The following is an 18,575-nucleotide window of genomic DNA, read 5'->3' on the forward strand; positions in this document are numbered from 1 at the left end:
CACACACCCGTACCGGCACGCCGTCCTTCGGTCAGGCTTCGGCATGGATGACGGTGCCGGACGGTTCGACGACGGTGAGGGTTTCCCACTCCCCCGACCGCTCAGTCGCGGTAGGGGTGCGTCAGGGTCATGGGCGTCTGCGCGATGTCGAGGACGTCCTGCGGGAATGCGCGGCCTGCGGTGTAGTAGCGGGCGCGGGTGCGTCCGACGGGCTGGAGGATGTCTGCGGCTGTGAGGTCACGCAGGTCGCGTTGGGCCTGCTGGAGGCTGAGGGCTTCGCCGTTCTGGTAGCGGGAGCGGCGTACGCGTCCGGCCATGGCCACGTCGTGGAGCGCGGTGACGGTGCGTTCGTCCAGGCCCCGGCCGGCGGCGAAGGCGGCGAGGTGGCTCCAGACGCGGCCTGAGCGGGCGAGGCGGCCCTGGACGGTCTGGGCCTGCTGGTGGTAGGCGGTGAGGTTGAACCTGATCCAGGCGGAAACGTCCCTGTCGGGCTGGTAGTGGCTGCCCAGGTCGCTCAGTTCGCGGTAGTACTCCCAGGTGTTGCCCGGTCGTCCCAGCCAGCTCTCGATGGAGGAGAACTCGGGTGCGAGAACCCCTTCTCTGGCGATCATGAGGGTTTGCAGGGAGCGGGACATGCGGCCGTTGCCGTCGGCCCAGGGGTGGATGGAGACCAGGTGCAAGTGAGCCATCGCGGCCCGCACCAGGGCGTGTGTGGTGTCGCTGTCGCTGAGCCAGTCGATGAGTTCCTGCATCAGGCCGGGGACGAGCGGGGCTTCGGGGGCGGTGTAGGCGGCGATGCTCGGATCGCGGGCGTCGGTGACGTAGACCGGGCCCTTGCGCCACTGGCCTGCCGGCCTGCGGACGCTGTGCCGGTGTCCCTGCAGCATCCAGTGGAGAGAGTTGAGCAGGCCCTTGCTGTAGGAGAAGTCCCGGGCGTCGTTGAGGGTCTGGATGTAGGTCATCATCCGCTGGCAGGCAAGGGTCTCCTCCCGGTTCTCCTCCGAGATGTCGACCTCGCTCTCGCCCTCCAGAAGGTCCTCGACGTCCACGGTGGCCACCTTGAAACCCTCGATGGAATTCGAGGCCGCCACCGCGTCCGCGGTGAGGAACTTGCGCAGGCCGGCCGTCCACTTCGCGGGAGTGCGCACGTCGTGCCGCAGGGCCGCGCGCATCCGGTCGATCTGGTCGAGGACCTCACGGTCCGCGGCGGTGAGATCCGGCATAGGGAAGAGCACCACTCGATGATGTGATGACGCAATCATTGCGTCAAACAGGTCGGGGGGTTCTCTCCCCCACAGCGCGAACAGCGATTGCGCACCAGATCGACGTCGGCGCGTCCGGGCATCTGGCGTTTGAGTGTCTTGATCGGCCACAACAAGAGCCCCGCCAATGTCACCTTCCGGGGCGCCGTGGCGGCCGGCGCCGGGCCGATCTCGGCTCCCGCCCGGCCCGCGGTGGTGTCCGCCACGCGGCGAACAAAATACCGGCCGCACCGATCACGGCCTGGAGGGCCGCCACACCGGCCGACAGGCAGATCGCGGTGCAGGCAGCCAGGATGCACACGAGCGCGATCAAATCGACTGTGCGGCGATCGGGCTCTTCCGGGGATTCCTGGGCGGTATCCGAAACAACAGAGTTCTCTTCTGGTGGCTCAACCTGCGAGGGCACCGCCGTTCCTTCCCGGTCGGGAAGGACGGGCTCGCGAGGAACTGGGCCCCTGGAAAAGCAACAAGCCGCTTCACGCCGCATGTCTCCTGGGGTTAATTCCCCGGCTTCCATCGCTCACGCGATGAAGCCCGTCCCCCCAAAAACATGCAACCAAGCGGCTACACACAGCAAACGTAAGTCGAGTACCGACAGCGTGTCAACTCCCTTCCGACAATGCCGTCAACGCCACCTCCCCCGGCTCTCCGGGCGGCCGGCCCGGCCGCACCGAGCGCCGCGCCGCCCCGCCATCCATCCGATGCGTCGCCAACAGCCGCACCCGCCCCCCGACCGCCCTTCACCCGAGCCGAGAATGAAATCGACGCTCCGATCGATCTCTTGACGCACCATCACTCGATGGTCGGGATCACATGGCCCGGCCGGCAGCGCGGCACCTGTCAGCGGCCGGCTACTGAGATTCACGGCGTGATGTCGCGACGAGATGGACGCTGAACTGCGCGGACTTGTCTTCCTCCGACGACAGCACGCCAAGATCACCAGCAGCTCTTCCCCGACCGGAGAGCGGTGATTAGGGTGTTGCGATGCCTATGGATCACTTCGCCTGGTCGTCGATCGCCGCCGAGGGCTTCCCCTTTCCTGAAGGCGTTCCGGCATCCCGGCTCAGTGATGAGCTGTCAGTCATGCTGGTCTCCCCTGACCCCAAGGTCCGCGATGATCAGGCGTATACCGCCGCCGCGCACTGGATAGACGAAGGCCATCTCGATGAGGTCCTGGAGGACCTTGGAGACACGGCCGCGGGTCGCTTCAAGCATCCCGAGATACAGGCGCGGACGTTCGCGCCGCTCGTCTTGCGATGCGTGCTGGCACGCGCAGTGGAAGCGCCCGGCGCCGCGCCGAAGGCCGCCGCTGAGCGTTGGTATGCCCCCTTCACCGCCTGGTATCCGGCTGAGAGCGACACCCGTGGCTGGGACGACTCCCTGGGCTGGCTGCACGCCGTCGCGCATGGCGCCGACGCGGCCGCGGCGTTCGCGCAGGCGTTGCCGGGTCGGCGCGCGGAGTTGCTGGAGCTGTGTGCCCGCCGGATGACGGCTGCGGTCGACTACCGGTATGTACAGCTGGAGGATGCCCGTCTGGCCCGTGCGATCGGCCGCATCCTGCTCGTGCCCGGCCTGTCGGCTGAGCAGGCCACGGGGTGGCTGAGCGTGGTGACCAAGGCGCTGGAGGCCGGCGGTTACGGTCCGGTGCCTCCGTGGGCGTTCAACACGATTGCGACCCTGCAGTCGCTGCATCTGCATCTGACCCGCGGCCTTGCCGAGGGAGGGGTTCCTTCCCACGCTGCCGTCGTTGCCGAGGAAGTGGCCGCCATCCTCCGCCTGCCCTATCACTGGCTCGCGTGACAGGGACCGCAAGCTGGTTCCGGGCTACCGATGATCCCGGCATGCTGCCGCCGGAGAAAGACAAGTCCGCGCAGTTCAGCGTCCATCTCGTCGCGACATCACGCCGCGAATCTCAGTAACAGCAGGAGGGCGTGCGCGGGCTGTTCGGAGGTGTGCGCATGCGTGGTGGCCGGCCCAGCGCCCTTCTGCACACCCGTGCCGTACGGAAGATGTCGATGGTTCGTCATCGGCCATGTGTTTCGGCGCCCGGCCCGCTGGTCGTCTACCGCCCCATGCCGGGCCGTCCCCCGGCGCGGCAGTGAAGATCTCGCTCCTCGATCTCGAATCGGTGAATCCTCAACTGATCAGGCGTCAGCAGCATCAACCGGCTTATAGCCTGCCGATCCATCTCATCCCTGGGGGGATCATGACGGACACCATGCCGCCGCTGCCCGACACTCCGCCGCTCCCGGCTCAGCCGCCCGCGCCGCCCCGCAGAGGCCTCAGTGCGGCCGCCGCCGGCCTCCTCGGACTGGCAGCCGGGGCCGGCCTGACGGGCGCCGTCTGGGGCATCACCGCCACCACCGGCACAGGGCCCGGCACGTTCACGCTCCATGGAGCCTTCGCCCTCACCGAGGACGCCTCCGACAACGGCAGCGGCTGCCAGGGCACCGGCGGTTACGACGACATCGCGGAGGGAACCTCCGTCACCGTGTACGGAGCAGACGGAGACGTCATCGCCACCGGCCACCTCGGCGACAGCAAGTCCCCCAGCTACGGCACCTGCACCTTCGACGTCTCCGTGCCCGACGTCCCCAAGGGCGAGAAGTTCTACAAGGTCGAGGTCAGTCACCGCGGCACTCTGCAACTCACCGCGGAAGAAGCCCAGAACGGCGAATTCGCCGGCACCCTCGGATAAACCACACCCCCACCCGGCCGGCCCACGCATCCCTGCCGCCCCCACCCGCGGCGGCGGCAGGGATGCGCCGCGGACGGTGCGCCCGCACCGATCTCCCCTCACCACGTGCGGGCCCTGCGTGCCGGTCAGGGGTTTCCGGGACTGCCCGCCAGGCCCAATGGCCCGTCCCCCTGCCAGGTTCGGCGGTATCGAGGGCCTGCCCCACACGATGCGGACAGCCGCCAGACCGTCACCGGCGGACAGAACGCAGGCACGTGCTGGGCGGCGACGGAGGGCATACAGCCCTCGGGCGCGTACCGCCGCGACGACGCGCAGCGCCCGACATAATGGGAGTAATGGCAGCCGGCCCACCGCCCCACGCTTCGTCCCAGACACCGGACCTGTCCGGCGCGTACGCCGACGATCTCACGCTCTACCGGGCGAAGTTCGTTCAGCGCCTGCCGACATCGCTGGAGGAATTGGACGGACCGGCCCAGGGGGTCGTTCAGCTGCCGCTGCACATGGCCTGGTCCGGGCTGAGCGCCTACGACCTGGGCAAGCCGCGCCAGCGCATGGGCCTGTACCGCACCGTCCTGCACGAAGGCCTGCGCGAGGACCTGCCCCGCTACCTCAACCAGGAACTCCTCCTGCAGATGTGGCCCCTCCTGCGCACCCTCGCCGGCCGCACCGTGCGCACGGTGCGCACGGTGCGGGAAGACACCTTTCCCCAGCTCGCCGCCCGGGCCCGGGCAGCCGCGTGAGGGACATGCCGCAGCTGCACACCCGGCTCCTGGCGGATGTGATCGACCTCGGCTCCCCCTAGCAGCGAATCGAGCGCAGTAAGGTCCGACCACACTGCGCTGTCGGACCGCGCCGTCCGTCGCAGATCCCGCGCAGGAAGGACTATGCGCAGCTCCCGAAGCCTACTGCTGCCGCCTCTCCGGCGGCGTCCGCAGCACCATCGCAGCCGGTACGACGAAGTCGCGCATCCGCCGGCGGCTATCTGGTGCGGGCTGTGGTGAGGCGTCCCTGTTGCTGGGCCTGGTTGCGCACGTCGCGCAGGGACAGCCGCAGGCCGTCGGTGGTGGTGATGTGCCAGAAGGTCATGCCGGTGCAGCGGCGGGTGCCGCAGACGGTTTTCCCGGCCTCGTCCGCGCTGGTGAAGCGGTCGCCGCTGGGCAGGGTGATGACTCCGTCGGCGTCGACGGTGGCCGTGTGGTGCCGGCCCGCGTGGTCGGCTTCGATACGGGTGCCAGGTGCCAGGATGTCCTGGCGCATCAGGCGGGCCAGGTCGGTGCGCAGCGGGCGGCGGCGTGGTGCGGGTGCCGCAGTGGCCGGCGTGGTCGGGGGTGGTGGGCCGGCGGGTGCCTGGAAGGCGGGTGGGTGCAGGCCGAGGCGGTGGGGGTCCCAGATGCGCAGGCACAGGCGGCGGTAGAGTTCGCCGCGGATCTCGACGGCCTGCCCCATCGTGGCGTTGCCCAGTTCCCGGAAGTGGCCTTCGATGTCGTTGTCCGCGATGAACCGTCGCAGGGCGGGGTGGTTCTTGCGGTAGTCGGGGGCGAGGATCGCGGCCAGGGCGTTTTCGCGGGCGTAGTGGCGGCGTTTGGTCTCCAGGGGCAGGTCGTTGTAGCTGGCGTTGTCGCTGCGGCGCAGCAGGACCAGCACGCCCAGGCGGGCGCGCCAGGCGCGGAAGGTGGCCTCGTCGGGGGCGTCGTGGGGGACGTGGCGTTCGGGGTGGTTGGCGTAGAGGTGCTCGATCTGCCAGTGGCGTTCGGCGCCGAGGTAGCCGGCGCTGAGGTCGGTTCTGCCCAGGCCGGTTTCGACGTAGGCGGTCAGGCGGGCCAGGAGGTAGCGCACCTGGGCCTTGGTGTTGCCGCGCATGCCGAAGGTGACGACCTGCTGGAAGGTGGTGTCGGGCAGTTCGGCCGAGAGCACACCGGCGACGTCCGCGGTGGTGGCGCAGCGGCGCAGGCGCGGGATGAGGCGGTGGATGTCGTGGTGGAAGTCCTTGGCCTGGACGGGTTCGTCGTTGAGGATGCGCTCGACATAGAGGCGGTCCAGGAAGTTGGCGATCAGGGCCGCTTTCTGCTTGGCGGGTGTGTCCGTGTCGTGAGGCTGGATCGCCGCCAGGATCATCGCCATCTGGCCGCCGAGGCCGTTGGTGTCGTTGTAGTAGAGCGCAGACAGTCCCTGGTCGGGATAGGGGCGTTTGCAGGCCTCAAGGAAGGTGCGGTGGTGGCCGGCCAGCCGCAGCAGGTCCTCGACGAAGCGGAAGTAGTCGTCCGGGTGGCGCAGTCCGATGCGCTCGCGGTGCTTGCGTACCCAGATGTGCAGCGCGGCGTCGATCTCCGGCCCGTCCCCGGTGTCGCTGTCCCCGTCGAGGTCGGCGTAGCGGGCCAGGAGGGCGGCTTTGAGGAAGGTGCGGGGGGCGTCGGTGTCGTCGCGGACGCTGGTGAGTTCGGCGAGCATGCGGCGCCATTGTTCGTTGAGTTTCTCCTCGTCCCTGCGCGCGTTCGACAGCAGGAAGCTCTTGACCAGGTCGACCGGGGTCAGGCGGGCGCCGCGGTCGTTCATCGACTCGAAGATGCGGAAACCGCTGTCGCGGCTGGGTGCGCGGATGCCGACCAGCACGACCTTCGACAGCAGCCAGTCCACGAACTGCGGACAGTGCTCCGCCTCCAGCCGCTCCTCCAGCAGATCGGCGATCTGCCGGCTGCGCTCGTGCAGGTTGCGCACCGACAGCGAGGCCTGCGGCGGCAGTTCGTAGGACCGGTCGCGGTAGAGGGCCTCCAGCGCGTCCTGGCGCTCGTCGATGTCGAGGCGGAACATCAGGCGGTTGCCGGGGCCGAAGTCGGTGATGACCCGCTCCAGTTTGCTCACCGCGTCGCGCTGCCTCCACTCGACCGCGGCCCGGAACAAGTGCAGGAACAGTAGGTGCAGCGTGGTGAAGCGCTGCTGGCCGTCCACCAGGAACCGCTCGCTGTCAGACTGCTGGACGTAGACGAACGGGCCGAGGAAGAACGCCTCCGCGTCCCCGCTGTGCAGCCGGCCCTGGCCCAGGAGTGTCTCGAAGGCCTCGAACAGATCCTCCACCAGCGTGCTGACGTCCTGCGCCGACCACGCGTACTCCCGCTGGTAGTACTCGATCTGATAGCGGGCCTGCCCGAACAGCTCCTTCAGATCAAACGTGTCGCCCTGGATCATCCCAGCCGCCACCACACCTCACCCCCGAGCAGATGCCTGTGCGCCCCAACTCGTCCTGCTCCGTAGGCATTTACCCAGCGTAGGCAGTCACGCAACCCACCAGACCCACACCAGCACCCGGCCGATCCCCCGAACAGCCACGCTCGGCGGGGCAGGGCTTACTGCAGCAGCCCAACTCCACACCAACAACGCGGAGCTGTCCTGACTCCTGGACCGCGGACGGACAGCGCGCAGGAGGACCTGGCCGACAGCCGCCCCTGTCCAGGGGCCGGGGAACCCGGCATCGCCGCGTGAGCCTCTGAGCGATCCGCAGGACGTTGCCCAGGCACATGAGGGGCTCTCGCCTGGCCTCAGCAGCGAAGCTCAGAGGGCGGGAAACCCTTGCACCCCTTGGAGGTCTGCGCCGTCGAGGTTCGCCTGCGTGAGCCTTGCATCCGTGAGGTCTGCGTCCTCAAGGATCGCGTCGGCCAGGTTCGACCCCACGAGGTCGACACGGGTCAGGTTCGCTCTCCACAGATTGGAGTGCGAAAGATCCGCACCGGTCAATTCCGCGTCTGTGAGGTCGGCTTGGGCAAGGTCCGCGCCATGAAGGTCCGCACCGGCAAGGTCGGCGCCACCGAGATTCGCTTCCGCAAGATCGATGCGCCGGTCGGGGTGGTCATGGGTGACGTCGCGGCGGCCGACCACGCTGACCGCCGCCTGTACGTCCGCCCGGAGTCTGGGTCTGCCCCCTTGGCCAGGCCGGGGTGAAGGTACCGAGGGCGTGGCCAGGGGCGGGGTTTCGCGCACGAAAGCGGTGAGGACCTCCATCACGGTGGCATGATCGCGGGCCGAGTCGCGGGCGATGCGTTCGAGTGCGTAGATGCCGCCCAGCCGGATGGCCAGTTCGGGCGAGCCGAGTTGCTCGATCGCCTTGGTGTAGCGGTCGGCGACGTGCCCCTGCTCCGCGAGAGCCAGCGTTCTCTGGCTCACTTCGTAGGTGCGCCGCGCGGTGTCGGCGTTGCGGGCGGTGTAGTACACGGCCACCAGCGCCGCCACCCCGGTGGCCATGGTCAACGCGCGGCCCCGGATCGCGTCCAGCAGCTCGGCGCGCTCCTTGCCGCTGACTCCGGTGACGCCGTCGACGTGTTCCAGTACCCAGCCTGCCCCGGGGCCGAGGAGCCACAAGAGGCCCCCGAACAGGAGCAGGCCCGCTGTCGCCAAGGCCACCTTGGGCCGCGTACGAACATAGGCGACCGCTCGCGATCCCCCAACCCGTGCTCGGAGTGGCCGAGCCAACCGCGATCTCACATCCCAACAGTGACCCGCTCTCGGCGATCAGGCACCTAACTCCCATGAACCGACGGCGAACTGTCACCGTTCCACGGTCTGCGGGAACGGGCCATGTCCCGAGACGCCCTGTCGGCCAACTCAACGTTCTCCAGGCAGGAGGTGTACCTGGAACCGCCTCAGGAGGCACTTCCCCGCAGCTCCACACTGATGTCGAGACCGGGCTGGCCGGCTATCTCTGAGCAAAGTGGCCAACTGCCCTTGAAAGCAGCCCGGTTACCAGCGGTCTTGCCGCCGCTTTGGCCAACTATCGCTGAAGGTCACACTTGTTCGGACGTGCTGTTTCAACGCCGCTGCGACAACACTGAGGCTCTGCCGGTGAGTGCGGATACCCTCACCTGCTCGGCAAACCGCTCGTCAGCGGGGAGTGCTTGCCGAATACGTTCGGCGAAGGCAGCGCGTTCGTCCGGTCCGGGCAACTGGTCGGCGGAAATTGCCGAGCAGACTCCGCCGAACAACTGATCGAAGGTCAGTTCACCACTGTATTCGACTACGATTTCCCGCACATCGACGAAGCCCGCGGACTCCAGCGCCTGCGCATACCTCAGCCGGTCGCGGCTGCTGGTGCCGCAGGATGCTTCCAGCGCGGTTCCCAGCCACTCTTCCAGGCAGCCACGCAGGGCTCGGGACCATGCGCTGTCCTGCAGCCACAGCGGCGTTCCGTTCGAAATCACCGCGATACCTCCGCCTGCGCGGAGCAGCGGCGACACAGCACGGAAGAGTTCTTCGTGCTGCATCCAGTGAAGAGCCTGTCCGATCACCGTCAGCGCCAGCGACCGCTCTCCCATCAGCGTTCTCAGCGCCGGAACGTCGGTGTCGGCGCCAAGGATCCAGGTCGCGTTCCTGATTCCCTGGTCGCGGGCTGCAACGCTGGCCAGCCGCAGCATGTCCGGCTCGGGGTCCACTCCCACCACGGAACGAACCCGGGAAGCGAAAGGAAGGGCAAGCTGGCCAGTGCCACACCCCAAGTCGAGTACGACATCGGCTTCGGACAACTCGAAGACTTCCTACAAGGCGTCGAAGACCTCGGAGGGGTACCCGCGCCGGAACTCTGCGTAGTACTCGGCCACTGCGCCACTGAATCCCACCGTCATGTCCCCACCCTGCCGGGTATCCGCCACACCGGGAACCTCTCGCACCCGATGATCGCTATCCGCTGAACCTGAGACAGACCCCGGACGACCCGAGCCGGCTCACGCCTCCCCCAAGGTCATGTGCTGCCCAGCCGTGTCTACGACGCCCCGGCGCTTCGCGCCCGGGGAATGCTCTCCGCTGGGGCGTCCGAGTGACATCGAAGGTCACCGATATTCCAGGCCTCACGGGCCCTCGGATGACATCCGAGTTCATTGACAAACGACACTCGTTGAGAGCGATGCAGCCAACTGGGGTTATGGACGTGGTCAGCACCGCCGCGGTACCGATCGGCGAGCGGTTCGCCTTCTGGCGCGAGGTGAACGCGAAGCTCTGGGGTGCCCTACGACGTACGCTGCGAACCGGAACTGGAAAGCGGATTTCGGGCACGTCCTCGACCGGGCCCGTGACCTACACCGGGCCGAACTCGTCGAACTCCTCACCCAGCCCCGCCGTCGGTAGGCCTGCCCAGCCAGGACTGGCAACGGAGTTGATCGGGGGCAGCAGATTGTCGCCGGGCCACAGGGAAGATCCTGCTTCCGCCCAGGCCAGTTGCCAGCCGACCTCGACGAGAACCTCGATCCGGTCGGTGGGCCCGTACGCCCGATGCCCTCCAGCCGTCGGGCCGACGGCTCGGACCTCGCTGCAGGGGCCGGCACACATCAGAGCACGGGAGATGTCCGGCAGTCCCAGACCGAGGGCGTCGCAGTCACGGTCGCGGACGAGCTGCAGCAGGTCTTCGGTGACGCCCTCCCAGTCCCCGACCTCCATCCAGCGCGCGCCGCCGTCCAGTTCGTGGGTGAGCGTGGACAGCGGCACGATTTCGCCCGGCCGACGGCCGTGGACGAGGCAGTGGTGGATGCGGGCGCCGTCGGGCTGCCGTACACGCGGGTGCAGCAGGGAGGCGGCCGACACCACAGTGGTGTTGATCTCCCGGGCGGCGGCCGGGTAGTAGGGGGCGTGCGCGAACAGCAGGTAGACGTTGGGGACGGCCTGGCTGGGGTCGGGATGAGGCATGAGGAAGGTTCCTTTCTGCGGCGGCGGGGTCGGTGCGTGAGGGGGTACCGGAGGAGTCGTCGTCCGGGCGCCTGCCGAATGCGGGACCACGGTCCGCGCGGGGGCGGTTGCACGGTTCCCGCCGGGGATGTTGTCGCCTGCGGCGGGCGTGAGGATCTGGGCGACCTGGTGGGCGAGTTGGAGCATCAGTTGCTCGCGGGCGATGAGGTCGGCGGAGGCCGCGCGGGTGTCCTGGGTCTGGAGCAGGCCGGCGGCGTCCCACAGCAGCTGCCGGCCGACCTCGGCCGAGCGGCGCACCTCGTGGCGGTCGCTGCCGGCGGCGGCCCGGAGGAGACCGGTGTGCCAGGCGGCGAGGCGCTGCAGGTACCCGGTGGCAGCTGCTCCTTGTGTGACCCGGACACGCCGTCGGGCGCACATGTCGAGCCGGTCGGGCAGATGGTCGGCGAGCAGCGGGGCCAGCAGCGCCAGGGCAACGGCGATGCCGAGGGGTACTCCGCGGGCGATCGCGCCGACGGCGGCGAAGCATCCGATGACGGCGACCACGACGGCGCAGTAGCGCAGCGAGCCACGGCTCGTTGCGTGCAGGGCCATGCGGCCGGCCGGGCGCCGGGCGAGCCAGCGGGCCGCCAGGCGGTCCGCCCAGGTCGCGGCGGGCGGGAGAACACCGATCCGGTGGGGCTGCTCAGGCATGCTGCCGTCGGCGGGAACCGTCCAGGCCAGCCAGCCCCAGCCGGTGCGCTCGTGCACCAGGTAGGGCTCGTCGGCCGCGCTGGAGGATCCGGTGCCGTCCGCGATCCGCACCGTCTGCAGGGCGCAGGAGCGTTCCGCGTCCCAGCGGGCCGGGTTGTCGGCGAAGGGCCGCAGGCGTGCCGCGGCCGGGGGCGGTGTGCGCAGCGGGTCCGTCATGAGGTGCTTCCTTCCATCAGGTCGGTCGAGGCGGAGGTGCACGTGGTGCAGCGGCCGTCGCCGTCGGGGCGGGCGCGCCGTGGGGTGGGGCCCGGGCAGGTACGGCAGGGCGGCCAGCCGAGGCAGGCCGGGCAGCAGTCCTCACCGGGAGCGGTTGCGGGTACACCGCAGCCGGCGCATTCGACGAGGGCGCGGTAGGTGAGGGCCTCGGGCACGGTGCGGGCGGCGGACCCCGCCGACGACCTTCCGGTGTCCGCCGTCGCGAGCGGCTCGCCGAACGCCGGCTCGGTGTGGTTGTCCGCCGCGGTGGTGGGCGGCGGGTAGGCCTGGGCGGCGCGGAGGCGGGCGGCGATGATCGCGCCGACCGTGGTGCGCACCGGGTGCGGCAGAGGCCTGCCGGTGATGACGTGGCGCAGCTGCTCGCGGCTCCAGCCGGCCTCCGGCATCACGGTCGCGACGCGGCCCTGGCCGGTCAACGCCTTCCCGGTCAGCAGCAACTCGGGGCACGCCGCCCCGAGTTCGAGCAGCAGTTGGATCCCCGGGTGCATCTCATCCGCCACGGGCGCTGCCGGAGCGGATGCCGGCGTGCGTACCGCCCGTCCCGCTGCCCGTCCCGCTGTCCGCGACGCTTCGCTGCGGCATGGACGGAGGGGTCTGGTGTTCTGCTGGTCGGTCTTCTTAACGATGGTGTTCTTAGTGCGGGGATCAGCCAACGCAGGCTCAGCCAATCCTGGAAAACCCGACTCTGGTGGTGCACTGGGGTGTTGCAGGGCGGGCAGGTCGGTGATGACGTACAGCGCCTGGCCGAGCGTGCCGTCGGGGTTGCGCTCGCGGGTGCGGTAGAGGAATCCGTTCCGCTCCAGCTGGTGAAGCCCTGTGGTGACGGCGTCGACGCCCTCGCGGCCGCGGCGCACCAGTTCGGCGACGGTGACCTGCCAGCCGTCCCGGTGGGTGGAGACGTACCCGAAGATCCCCTTCGACTTGAAGGACAACTCGCTGTCCCGGAACAGGCCGTTGGCGATCTGCGTGTACCCATCGGCCGCCATTACGCCCCGGCGGATCCCCGCGCCAAAGCCGCGGTGGTGTTCGTCTTCGATGGCGAGGCCGGAGGTGGCCTCCGGCAGTGCCGCGTTGAGGGTGGCGGGGTGGTCGGTGATCGAGTAGACGATCTCGCCGAGTGTTCCGTTCGGGCGGCGCAGGCGTTCGCGGATGAGGTAGCCGTGCCGCTCCAGTTCCGTCAGGCCGGCGCGGACCGCCTCGCGTCCGTCGGGGCCTACGGAGACGAGGTGGGCGAGAGTGACCTGCCAGCCGTCGCGGTGGGTGGAGACGTACCCGAAGATCCCCTTCGATTTGTAGGACAGCCGGCTGTCCCGGAACAGGCCGTTGGCGATCTGCGTGAACTGATCGGCCGCCATCACGCCCCGGCGGACTCCTGCCCCGAAGCGGCTCACCGCGGTGTCTCCGAGGTGGGCCGGGTCCGGTGTCCGGGGCAGCGCTCCGCGCCCGCCGGGACGGGGCGGGTGGCGGGCCCGGGTGCGCGGCCGTGCGTGTCTTCCATGGCGTCAGCTCATCCGCCGGCCCCGACCAGACCGGCGGCCATGGGCCCCGACCATCGGTCACGATCCGGCAACGCGGCGCCTGGCTGCCGTGGTGGGGCTCGTGGTCGGGCCGACCACGCATCGTCAGCCGGGTACACCGTCGCGCCGAGGTCCCGATTGCGCAGCCTCGGAACGGTGTTGCGCAACCGGGCTGCGCAACCGGCCGGGGATCGTGCGCAGTCGCCGCGCGCGGTGTGGCTGCGCAACCGGCCCGCGAATTCTGATCTACGGCTGCGCAGGGTGCGGGCGGCGCACTGCGCAGGTGCCCCACGAGGTCCGGGTGCCCTCTGTCTGCGCATCGGTGTGTGGGGGCTGTTGTCCGTGGGGTGTGTGGTCGCCCAGCCTCGGCCCGGGGACCGTGGGCGGACGCGATGTCCAATCCCCGGTCAGCCCGTGGTCGGGCTCGTGGTCGGGCCGACCATGAGCCCGACCACGGGGTTCGTGTCTCCATCGTGACCGTGGTCGGGGTCTTGTGGTCGGTGGTCGGGTCGGGGTCGGCGGGTTTCCTCAAGTCAGCAAGCACACCTTCTGACCTGGGAGTTTGACCATGTCTCCTGGCAAGCAGGCCTCAGAGAGCGAGGCTGCAGCTCCGATGGCGGCCGGCGCCCGTCTGGAAGCGATGCGGCGCCGTGTGCGCCTCTCGCGCCTGGCGGTGTGGACCGTCATCGCGGCCGGCCCCGTCGCCCTGGCCGTCGCCGTCGCCTCCACCCCGACCACGGTCGAGGCGGCCACCCCGGACACGCCCGCCTCCGTGCGCACTGTGGCGGCCGCCGCCGAACCGGGCGGCTATGCGCAGGTGTTCGTCAGTGCGTGGTTGCGCAGCAGCGCGGACGACGAGACGAGTGCGCAGGCGCGGCTTGCGCAGTCGCTCGCGCCCGGCGTCGAACTGCCGGACCCGGCCGCGGGCGCGCAGCCGGCTCCGCTGTCCGTGACGGCGGTGCGCAGTGCGCAGCGCTCCGGCGGTGCGTGGTCGGTGACGGTGGCTGCGCAGTACGCCGACGGGTCGGTGCGCTACTACGCGGTGCCGGTTGTTGCCGGCGGGGCGGGGGCCTCGTTCGCGGTGACCGGTGCGCCGGGTGTGGTGGCGGGTCCGGACCACATCGAGGCGGCGAAGTCGCCGTACGGCGTGAGCGTCCCTGACGGTGATCTGTCGTCCGCGCTCGGGGAGTTCTTCGCCGCCTACCTGACCGGTTCCGGAGAGGTGAACCGCTACCTCGCTCCCGGCGTGACGCTGTCGGCCGTCTCCCCCGCCCCGTACGCGTCGGTGTCCGTCCAGCAGATCTCCGCCGCCGAACAGACGGCGGCCGCCGAGCAGGTACCGGCCGACGGCACGACGGTACGTGTCCTCGTCCAGGTGGAGACCCGGGACACCGGCGGCCGGTGGCCGCTGGCATACGAACTCACCCTCCGGGCCCGCTCTGGCCGGTGGGAAGTTGCCGCGCTGGAATCCGGAGAGTCCGGGACCGCTCAGATCGGCGGTGCGCGGTGAACACGGTGCACAGCGTGCTGCTCGCCGGGCTGCTCAAAGACTCCGGCAACAGCTGGATCAGCATGTTCAAGGAGTGGGCGACCAACGGCCTGCAGGCCGGTCTGGTCTGCCTGGTCGTCGCGACCATGATCCAAAAGTTCAGTCTCAAAGCCGGGATCGGCGCCCTGCTGCTGATGGTCATCGCGCTGGGGCTCTACAACTCCCGCAACGACCTGGCGAACATGTTCCAGGACGAGGTGAAGAACCCGTCCAACGGCGCACCCACCGTCCCCGCCATCGTCCAGTCCCAGCTCCCGGCCGTCCGGGACCACTCGCCCAGTACGGAAGACCGGCTGTGACCGCGGCCGCTCCCGCGCGGGTGGGACGCTTCTACACCACCGCCCGCCGCCACCCCTGGGTACTGGGCAAGGTCGCCGACTGGCGCATCCCCCTCGGCCCGTACACGCCCGCACAGATCACGCTCGCCGTCATCGGCGGCTTCCTCCTCGTCAAAACCATCGCGTGGTGGTCGTGGACGGGGCCGGTCCCGATCGCGGCCTGGCTGCTGGCGATCTGGACCGTGCGCCGCCCGAAGATCCGGGGGCGTGCCCCGATGCAAGCAGCCCTGGGCTGGCTGCTGCTCGGCCGGCAGCCGCGCGGAGGGCGGATCGGCGGCCGCGCCGCCCGCGACCGCGCCGCGCACCCCCTGCTCGGCGGCTTCACCATCGAGGGCCCGCCCGCACCCGCTACCGGCGGCGCACCGTCTCGCGCGGCTGTACAGCGCACCACCCGGTCACCGCACGCGAGCACCGCTGCCGCCCGCTCCTCTGCACGCCGCCGCACGGAGCCGGCTGCGCCGGTGGGTCCGGTGTCGGGTGTGCAGCAGCTGCTCGCCCTCACCACGCAGGGCGGGGGTGTGCGGTGAGGGTGCCGATCCGTCACATCGCCGGACACCTCCTCTGGTCGACGCACGGCAGCGTGTGGGCGATCTACCGGCTCCACCCCGGCCCGGACGCCCGCGGCCGCAGCGAGGAAACCGTGCAGGGCACCTACGTACCCGCCGCGGTCCGCGACGAACAACTCGCCAGGATCACCCACCTGATCCGCTCCCTGTCCGGGGCTCCCCGCCTGTTCGGGCTGTGCGCACAGGTCGACCCGGGGGAGATCGCCCTGCGCATGATCGAGGGCATCGAGCCGGCCGACACGTCCCCACACGGCGGTCCGCATCCGTGGGTGGAGAACGTCGACGCCACGCTGGATCTGCTGGACGGTCAGGAGATGCACCGCCGCACCCTGTGGCTGGCGGTCCCCCTGGAGACCGAGAGCGCCGGCCTGCGGGTGTCGGCGTCGCTCGGCGTGATGTGGGCGGAACTGTCCCCGGCGCTGGGCATGCGGCCGGCTCCCGTGGCGCGGCGTGAGGTGACCGCGTATCGCGAGCAGGCCTCCCGGGTCCAGTCCGCGCTCGCCGGCGGTATCGCCTTCCGCCCCGCCCGCCCGGCCGAGATCGTGTGGATGATCCAGCACGCCCTCCATCGCGGCCTTGCTGAGCCGCTGCTGGCCGAGGCCGAAGCGAGCGAGCTGTACGGAGGGCAGATCCGTGAGGGGGTGCTGCACTCCCCCAGCTACGCCGACCTCGGCCAAGTACGCCTCCAGGAAGGCGGTATCGACCCCGGACTCGACGACACCAACGGCATCGACGACCTGGGGCGTGCCGGACAGATAACGCGGTCGGGCCGCACAGCCTGGTGGCGGCTGAAGGCGGCCTCCCCGCTGCGGCGGCGCTGGCTTCAGGTCGAATCCGACATCGGGGTGGGCTACCAGGCGCAGTTGGCGCTGGCCGAGTGCCCGCCCGCCGTCAGCCAGGACGCCGCCGACCTTTTCGCCCAGCTGGAAAGCCTGGACTTTCCCGTCGACTACACCATCGACCTCACCCTGGTGCCCGCAGAGAAGGCGCGAGATCAAGTACGGCGCAAGAAGAACGAGTTGATCGACCAGGCCGACCAGTACGACGCCCGCCCCACCGGCATGCCCGCCTCCCTCTCCGAGGCCGCACGGGATCTCGGCGAGCTGGACGCCCGCCTCTCCCGCACCAGCGTGGAGGTCGAGGTGCAGTCGGTGACCGTACTGACGGTGTGGGGACCGACCGCCGCCGTCTGCGACGCCCGCGCCCGGGCCCTGGCCGCGCGGCTCGGCGGCGCCGACTACCGGGCCGTCCGCCCGGCCGGTCTCCAGGAGGCCCTGTTCACCCTCGGCCTGCCCGGCACCGTACGGCCGGGCGTGGTGCGGGAGTTCACCCAGCACCAGGTCTCCGAGGACTGGGCACTGGGCGGCGCCTTCACCGCTTGTGAGGTCGGCGACCCGGGCGGCATGTTCCTCGGGATCGACCTCGACTCGGGCACCACCCGCCCCGTCATGATCAACGTGGCGGATGCGCCGAAGCAGGACGCGTCCGCGTCGATGGGCATCGTCGGCGACCTGGGCGCGGGCAAGTCCGTGCTGCAGAAGCTGATCGCGGAGGCGGTGTGGGCGCGCGGCGGCTGCGCGATCTGCATCGACCGCACCCCGGTCCGCGAGTGGGCTGCTTTCGCCCGGACCGCGGCGAAGGGACGCGTCCAGATCGTCGACGCCGCCCGGGCCGAGGTCTCCATCGACCCGCTGCGCATGTTCACCGGCCCCGAGGGCCGGCACTACGCCCTGTCCTACCTCACCCTGCAGCTCGGCATCGGCCCGATGAGCACCAACGGCGAGGTCCTGCACCACGCCGTCGAGCAGGCTGCCAGCGGCGAGCAGCCGTCCATGCACCGCGTCCTTCAGGTCCTCGACCAGATGGCCACGAGCGAGGTGGGGAAGCGGCAGGACGCGGCCGCCACGCTCGCCGGTCTCCTCCGAGTCGTGGCCACCAACACCTTGGCCCGGATGGTGTTCGACCCCACGCTGCCACCGGTGCGGCTGGACGCCTCCAGTACCTCCGACATGATCGTCATCACCACGACCGGCCTGAAGCTGCCGCCGAAGGCGGCGTTCGACAATCCAGAGGTTCTCCTCCAGCAGCCACTGGAGGCCCTGATCGGTCGTGCGGTGCTCTACCTGATCGCCGCGATCGCCCGCCAGACAGCGTTCGAGGACCCCGAACGGTTCACCGCGGTGGTCGCGGACGAGTTGTACTGGCTCACCTCGTCGGCCGAGGGCACCGCCCTGGTCCACGAGATCCTCCACGACGGCCGCAAGCACGGCGCGGGCCTGCTCGCCGCATCCCACGACGCCGAAGAACTCGGCCCCGACCGCGGCCTCATGGCCTACCGCGCGCTCGCCCGCACCACCGACCGCGAACGCGCCCGCCGCGGCCTGGAGTTCGTCGGCCTCGACCCGCACGACCCGGAGCTGCTGCGGCTGGTGACCACCGGCCTGTCCCCCGTCGGACGCAAGGGCCGCGAGGGCGAGTTCCTGCTGGCCTGCCCGCGACAGAACACCGGCCGGGTGAAAGCCGTCATCCCCCGCATCGCGCGCATCGAGTCGTCCATCACCACCACGCCGGGACACCGCCCCAGCAGCGCCTCCCACCACACGGGTTCAGCGGCCAAGCCGCTCGCCGGTGAGGCCGTCGCCCGTCCGAAGGAACACATTCAATGATCTCCGCTTCCTGGGACCGCTCCCGTCGTATCCGTGCGGCTGTGGCCGTCCTCACCGTGATTGCCGTGACCGTCGGCGTGCTCGTCCTGGCCCTCGGGGTGGGCGTGCCGGATGGATGGTGGCCGCACACCGGGCAGGCCTTCGCGTCCAGTTCACCGTCGACGCACGATGATCCGTGCCGGCTGATCGTGGGACGGGCCAAGGCGTACTGCGAGCGCGGCACCACGACCACCGCCTCGGCCGAGCACCACAGCGGGGCTTCGGCAGCATGGCGACTGCTGTCGGTCGGCGCGGGCCTGACCGGTCTCATCGTGTGGCGGCTGCGCAGCGCCTCCGGTCAGAGGCGGCGCTGA

14 protein-coding genes are annotated in these 18,575 nt (G+C 70.1%); 8 read left to right on the top strand and 6 right to left on the bottom strand.

The window, feature by feature from the left end; genetic code table 11:
* Positions 1-101: 101 nt before the first annotated feature.
* Positions 102-1,235 (bottom strand): Fic family protein, encoded by a 1,134-nt coding sequence (locus OG496_RS00550; RefSeq protein ID WP_405969049.1) that lies wholly within the window; start codon positions 1,233-1,235, stop codon positions 102-104.
* 1,017 nt (positions 1,236-2,252) lie between these two features.
* Between OG496_RS00550 and OG496_RS00555 the strand changes: the two genes are divergently transcribed.
* From OG496_RS00555 to OG496_RS00565, 3 genes are all read left to right on the top strand, one after another.
* Entirely contained in the window at positions 2,253-3,062 is an 810-nt protein-coding gene (locus tag OG496_RS00555; protein WP_405969050.1) for a DUF2785 domain-containing protein, read from the top strand.
* A 406-nt stretch (positions 3,063-3,468) separates the two neighbouring features.
* Entirely contained in the window at positions 3,469-3,960 is a 492-nt protein-coding gene (locus OG496_RS00560) for a hypothetical protein (protein WP_405969051.1), read from the top strand.
* A 335-nt stretch (positions 3,961-4,295) separates the two neighbouring features.
* Entirely contained in the window at positions 4,296-4,700 is a 405-nt protein-coding gene (locus OG496_RS00565; RefSeq protein ID WP_405969052.1) for a hypothetical protein, read from the top strand.
* A 238-nt stretch (positions 4,701-4,938) separates the two neighbouring features.
* On the opposite strand, the gene OG496_RS00570 is transcribed toward OG496_RS00565, so the two are convergent.
* The 5 genes from OG496_RS00570 to OG496_RS00590 form a co-directional block, all read right to left on the bottom strand.
* Entirely contained in the window at positions 4,939-7,155 is a 2,217-nt protein-coding gene (locus tag OG496_RS00570) for a DUF262 domain-containing protein (RefSeq protein WP_405969053.1), read from the bottom strand.
* A gap of 351 nt (positions 7,156-7,506) precedes the next feature.
* Positions 7,507-8,310: a pentapeptide repeat-containing protein gene (locus OG496_RS00575; RefSeq protein WP_405969054.1), complete on the bottom strand. Its 804-nt coding sequence runs from the start codon at positions 8,308-8,310 to the stop codon at positions 7,507-7,509.
* Between the two features lie 446 nt (positions 8,311-8,756).
* Positions 8,757-9,467 carry a class I SAM-dependent methyltransferase gene (locus OG496_RS00580; RefSeq protein WP_405969055.1) on the bottom strand — a complete coding sequence of 237 codons (711 nt, stop codon included), beginning with the start codon at positions 9,465-9,467 and terminating at the stop codon, positions 8,757-8,759.
* Between the two features lie 547 nt (positions 9,468-10,014).
* A complete protein-coding gene (locus OG496_RS00585; RefSeq protein ID WP_405969056.1) occupies positions 10,015-11,526 on the bottom strand; it encodes a hypothetical protein in 1,512 nt (503 codons plus the stop codon).
* Positions 11,523-12,977 carry a hypothetical protein gene (locus tag OG496_RS00590; protein WP_405969057.1) on the bottom strand — a complete coding sequence of 485 codons (1,455 nt, stop codon included), beginning with the start codon at positions 12,975-12,977 and terminating at the stop codon, positions 11,523-11,525. The genes OG496_RS00585 and OG496_RS00590 overlap by 4 nt, the downstream gene beginning before the upstream one ends.
* 694 nt (positions 12,978-13,671) lie before the next feature.
* Between OG496_RS00590 and OG496_RS00595 the strand changes: the two genes are divergently transcribed.
* From OG496_RS00595 to OG496_RS00615, 5 genes are read left to right on the top strand one after another with little or no spacing between them, the layout of a single operon-like run.
* Positions 13,672-14,613: a conjugal transfer protein gene (locus tag OG496_RS00595; protein ID WP_405969058.1), complete on the top strand. Its 942-nt coding sequence runs from the start codon at positions 13,672-13,674 to the stop codon at positions 14,611-14,613.
* Positions 14,610-14,951, top strand: coding sequence for a hypothetical protein (locus OG496_RS00600; RefSeq protein WP_405969059.1), 342 nt, complete (start codon positions 14,610-14,612; stop codon positions 14,949-14,951). The genes OG496_RS00595 and OG496_RS00600 overlap by 4 nt, the downstream gene beginning before the upstream one ends.
* Entirely contained in the window at positions 14,948-15,517 is a 570-nt protein-coding gene (locus OG496_RS00605) for a hypothetical protein (RefSeq protein WP_405969060.1), read from the top strand. The genes OG496_RS00600 and OG496_RS00605 overlap by 4 nt, the downstream gene beginning before the upstream one ends.
* Positions 15,514-18,222, top strand: a complete 2,709-nt coding sequence (locus OG496_RS00610) for an ATP-binding protein (RefSeq protein ID WP_405969061.1) — start codon at positions 15,514-15,516, stop codon at positions 18,220-18,222. Before OG496_RS00605 ends, OG496_RS00610 begins: the two co-directional genes overlap by 4 nt.
* Entirely contained in the window at positions 18,219-18,575 is a 357-nt protein-coding gene (locus OG496_RS00615) for a hypothetical protein (RefSeq protein WP_405969062.1), read from the top strand. The genes OG496_RS00610 and OG496_RS00615 overlap by 4 nt, the downstream gene beginning before the upstream one ends.

Source organism: Streptomyces sp. NBC_00988 (genome assembly GCF_045162645.1).
Lineage (GTDB): Bacteria > Actinomycetota > Actinomycetes > Streptomycetales > Streptomycetaceae > Streptomyces.

Excerpts from the sequence above, each read along its gene's own strand:
- OG496_RS00555 (WP_405969050.1), top strand. The coding sequence starts at position 2,253 with ATGGATCACTTCGCCTGGTCGTCGATCGCCGCCGAGGGCTTCCCCTTT.
- OG496_RS00560 (WP_405969051.1), top strand. The coding sequence starts at position 3,469 with ATGACGGACACCATGCCGCCGCTGCCCGACACTCCGCCGCTCCCGGCT.
- OG496_RS00565 (WP_405969052.1), top strand. The coding sequence starts at position 4,296 with ATGGCAGCCGGCCCACCGCCCCACGCTTCGTCCCAGACACCGGACCTG.
- OG496_RS00585 (WP_405969056.1), bottom strand. The coding sequence starts at position 11,526 with ATGACGGACCCGCTGCGCACACCGCCCCCGGCCGCGGCACGCCTGCGG.
- OG496_RS00595 (WP_405969058.1), top strand. The coding sequence starts at position 13,672 with ATGTCTCCTGGCAAGCAGGCCTCAGAGAGCGAGGCTGCAGCTCCGATG.
- OG496_RS00615 (WP_405969062.1), top strand. The coding sequence starts at position 18,219 with ATGATCTCCGCTTCCTGGGACCGCTCCCGTCGTATCCGTGCGGCTGTG.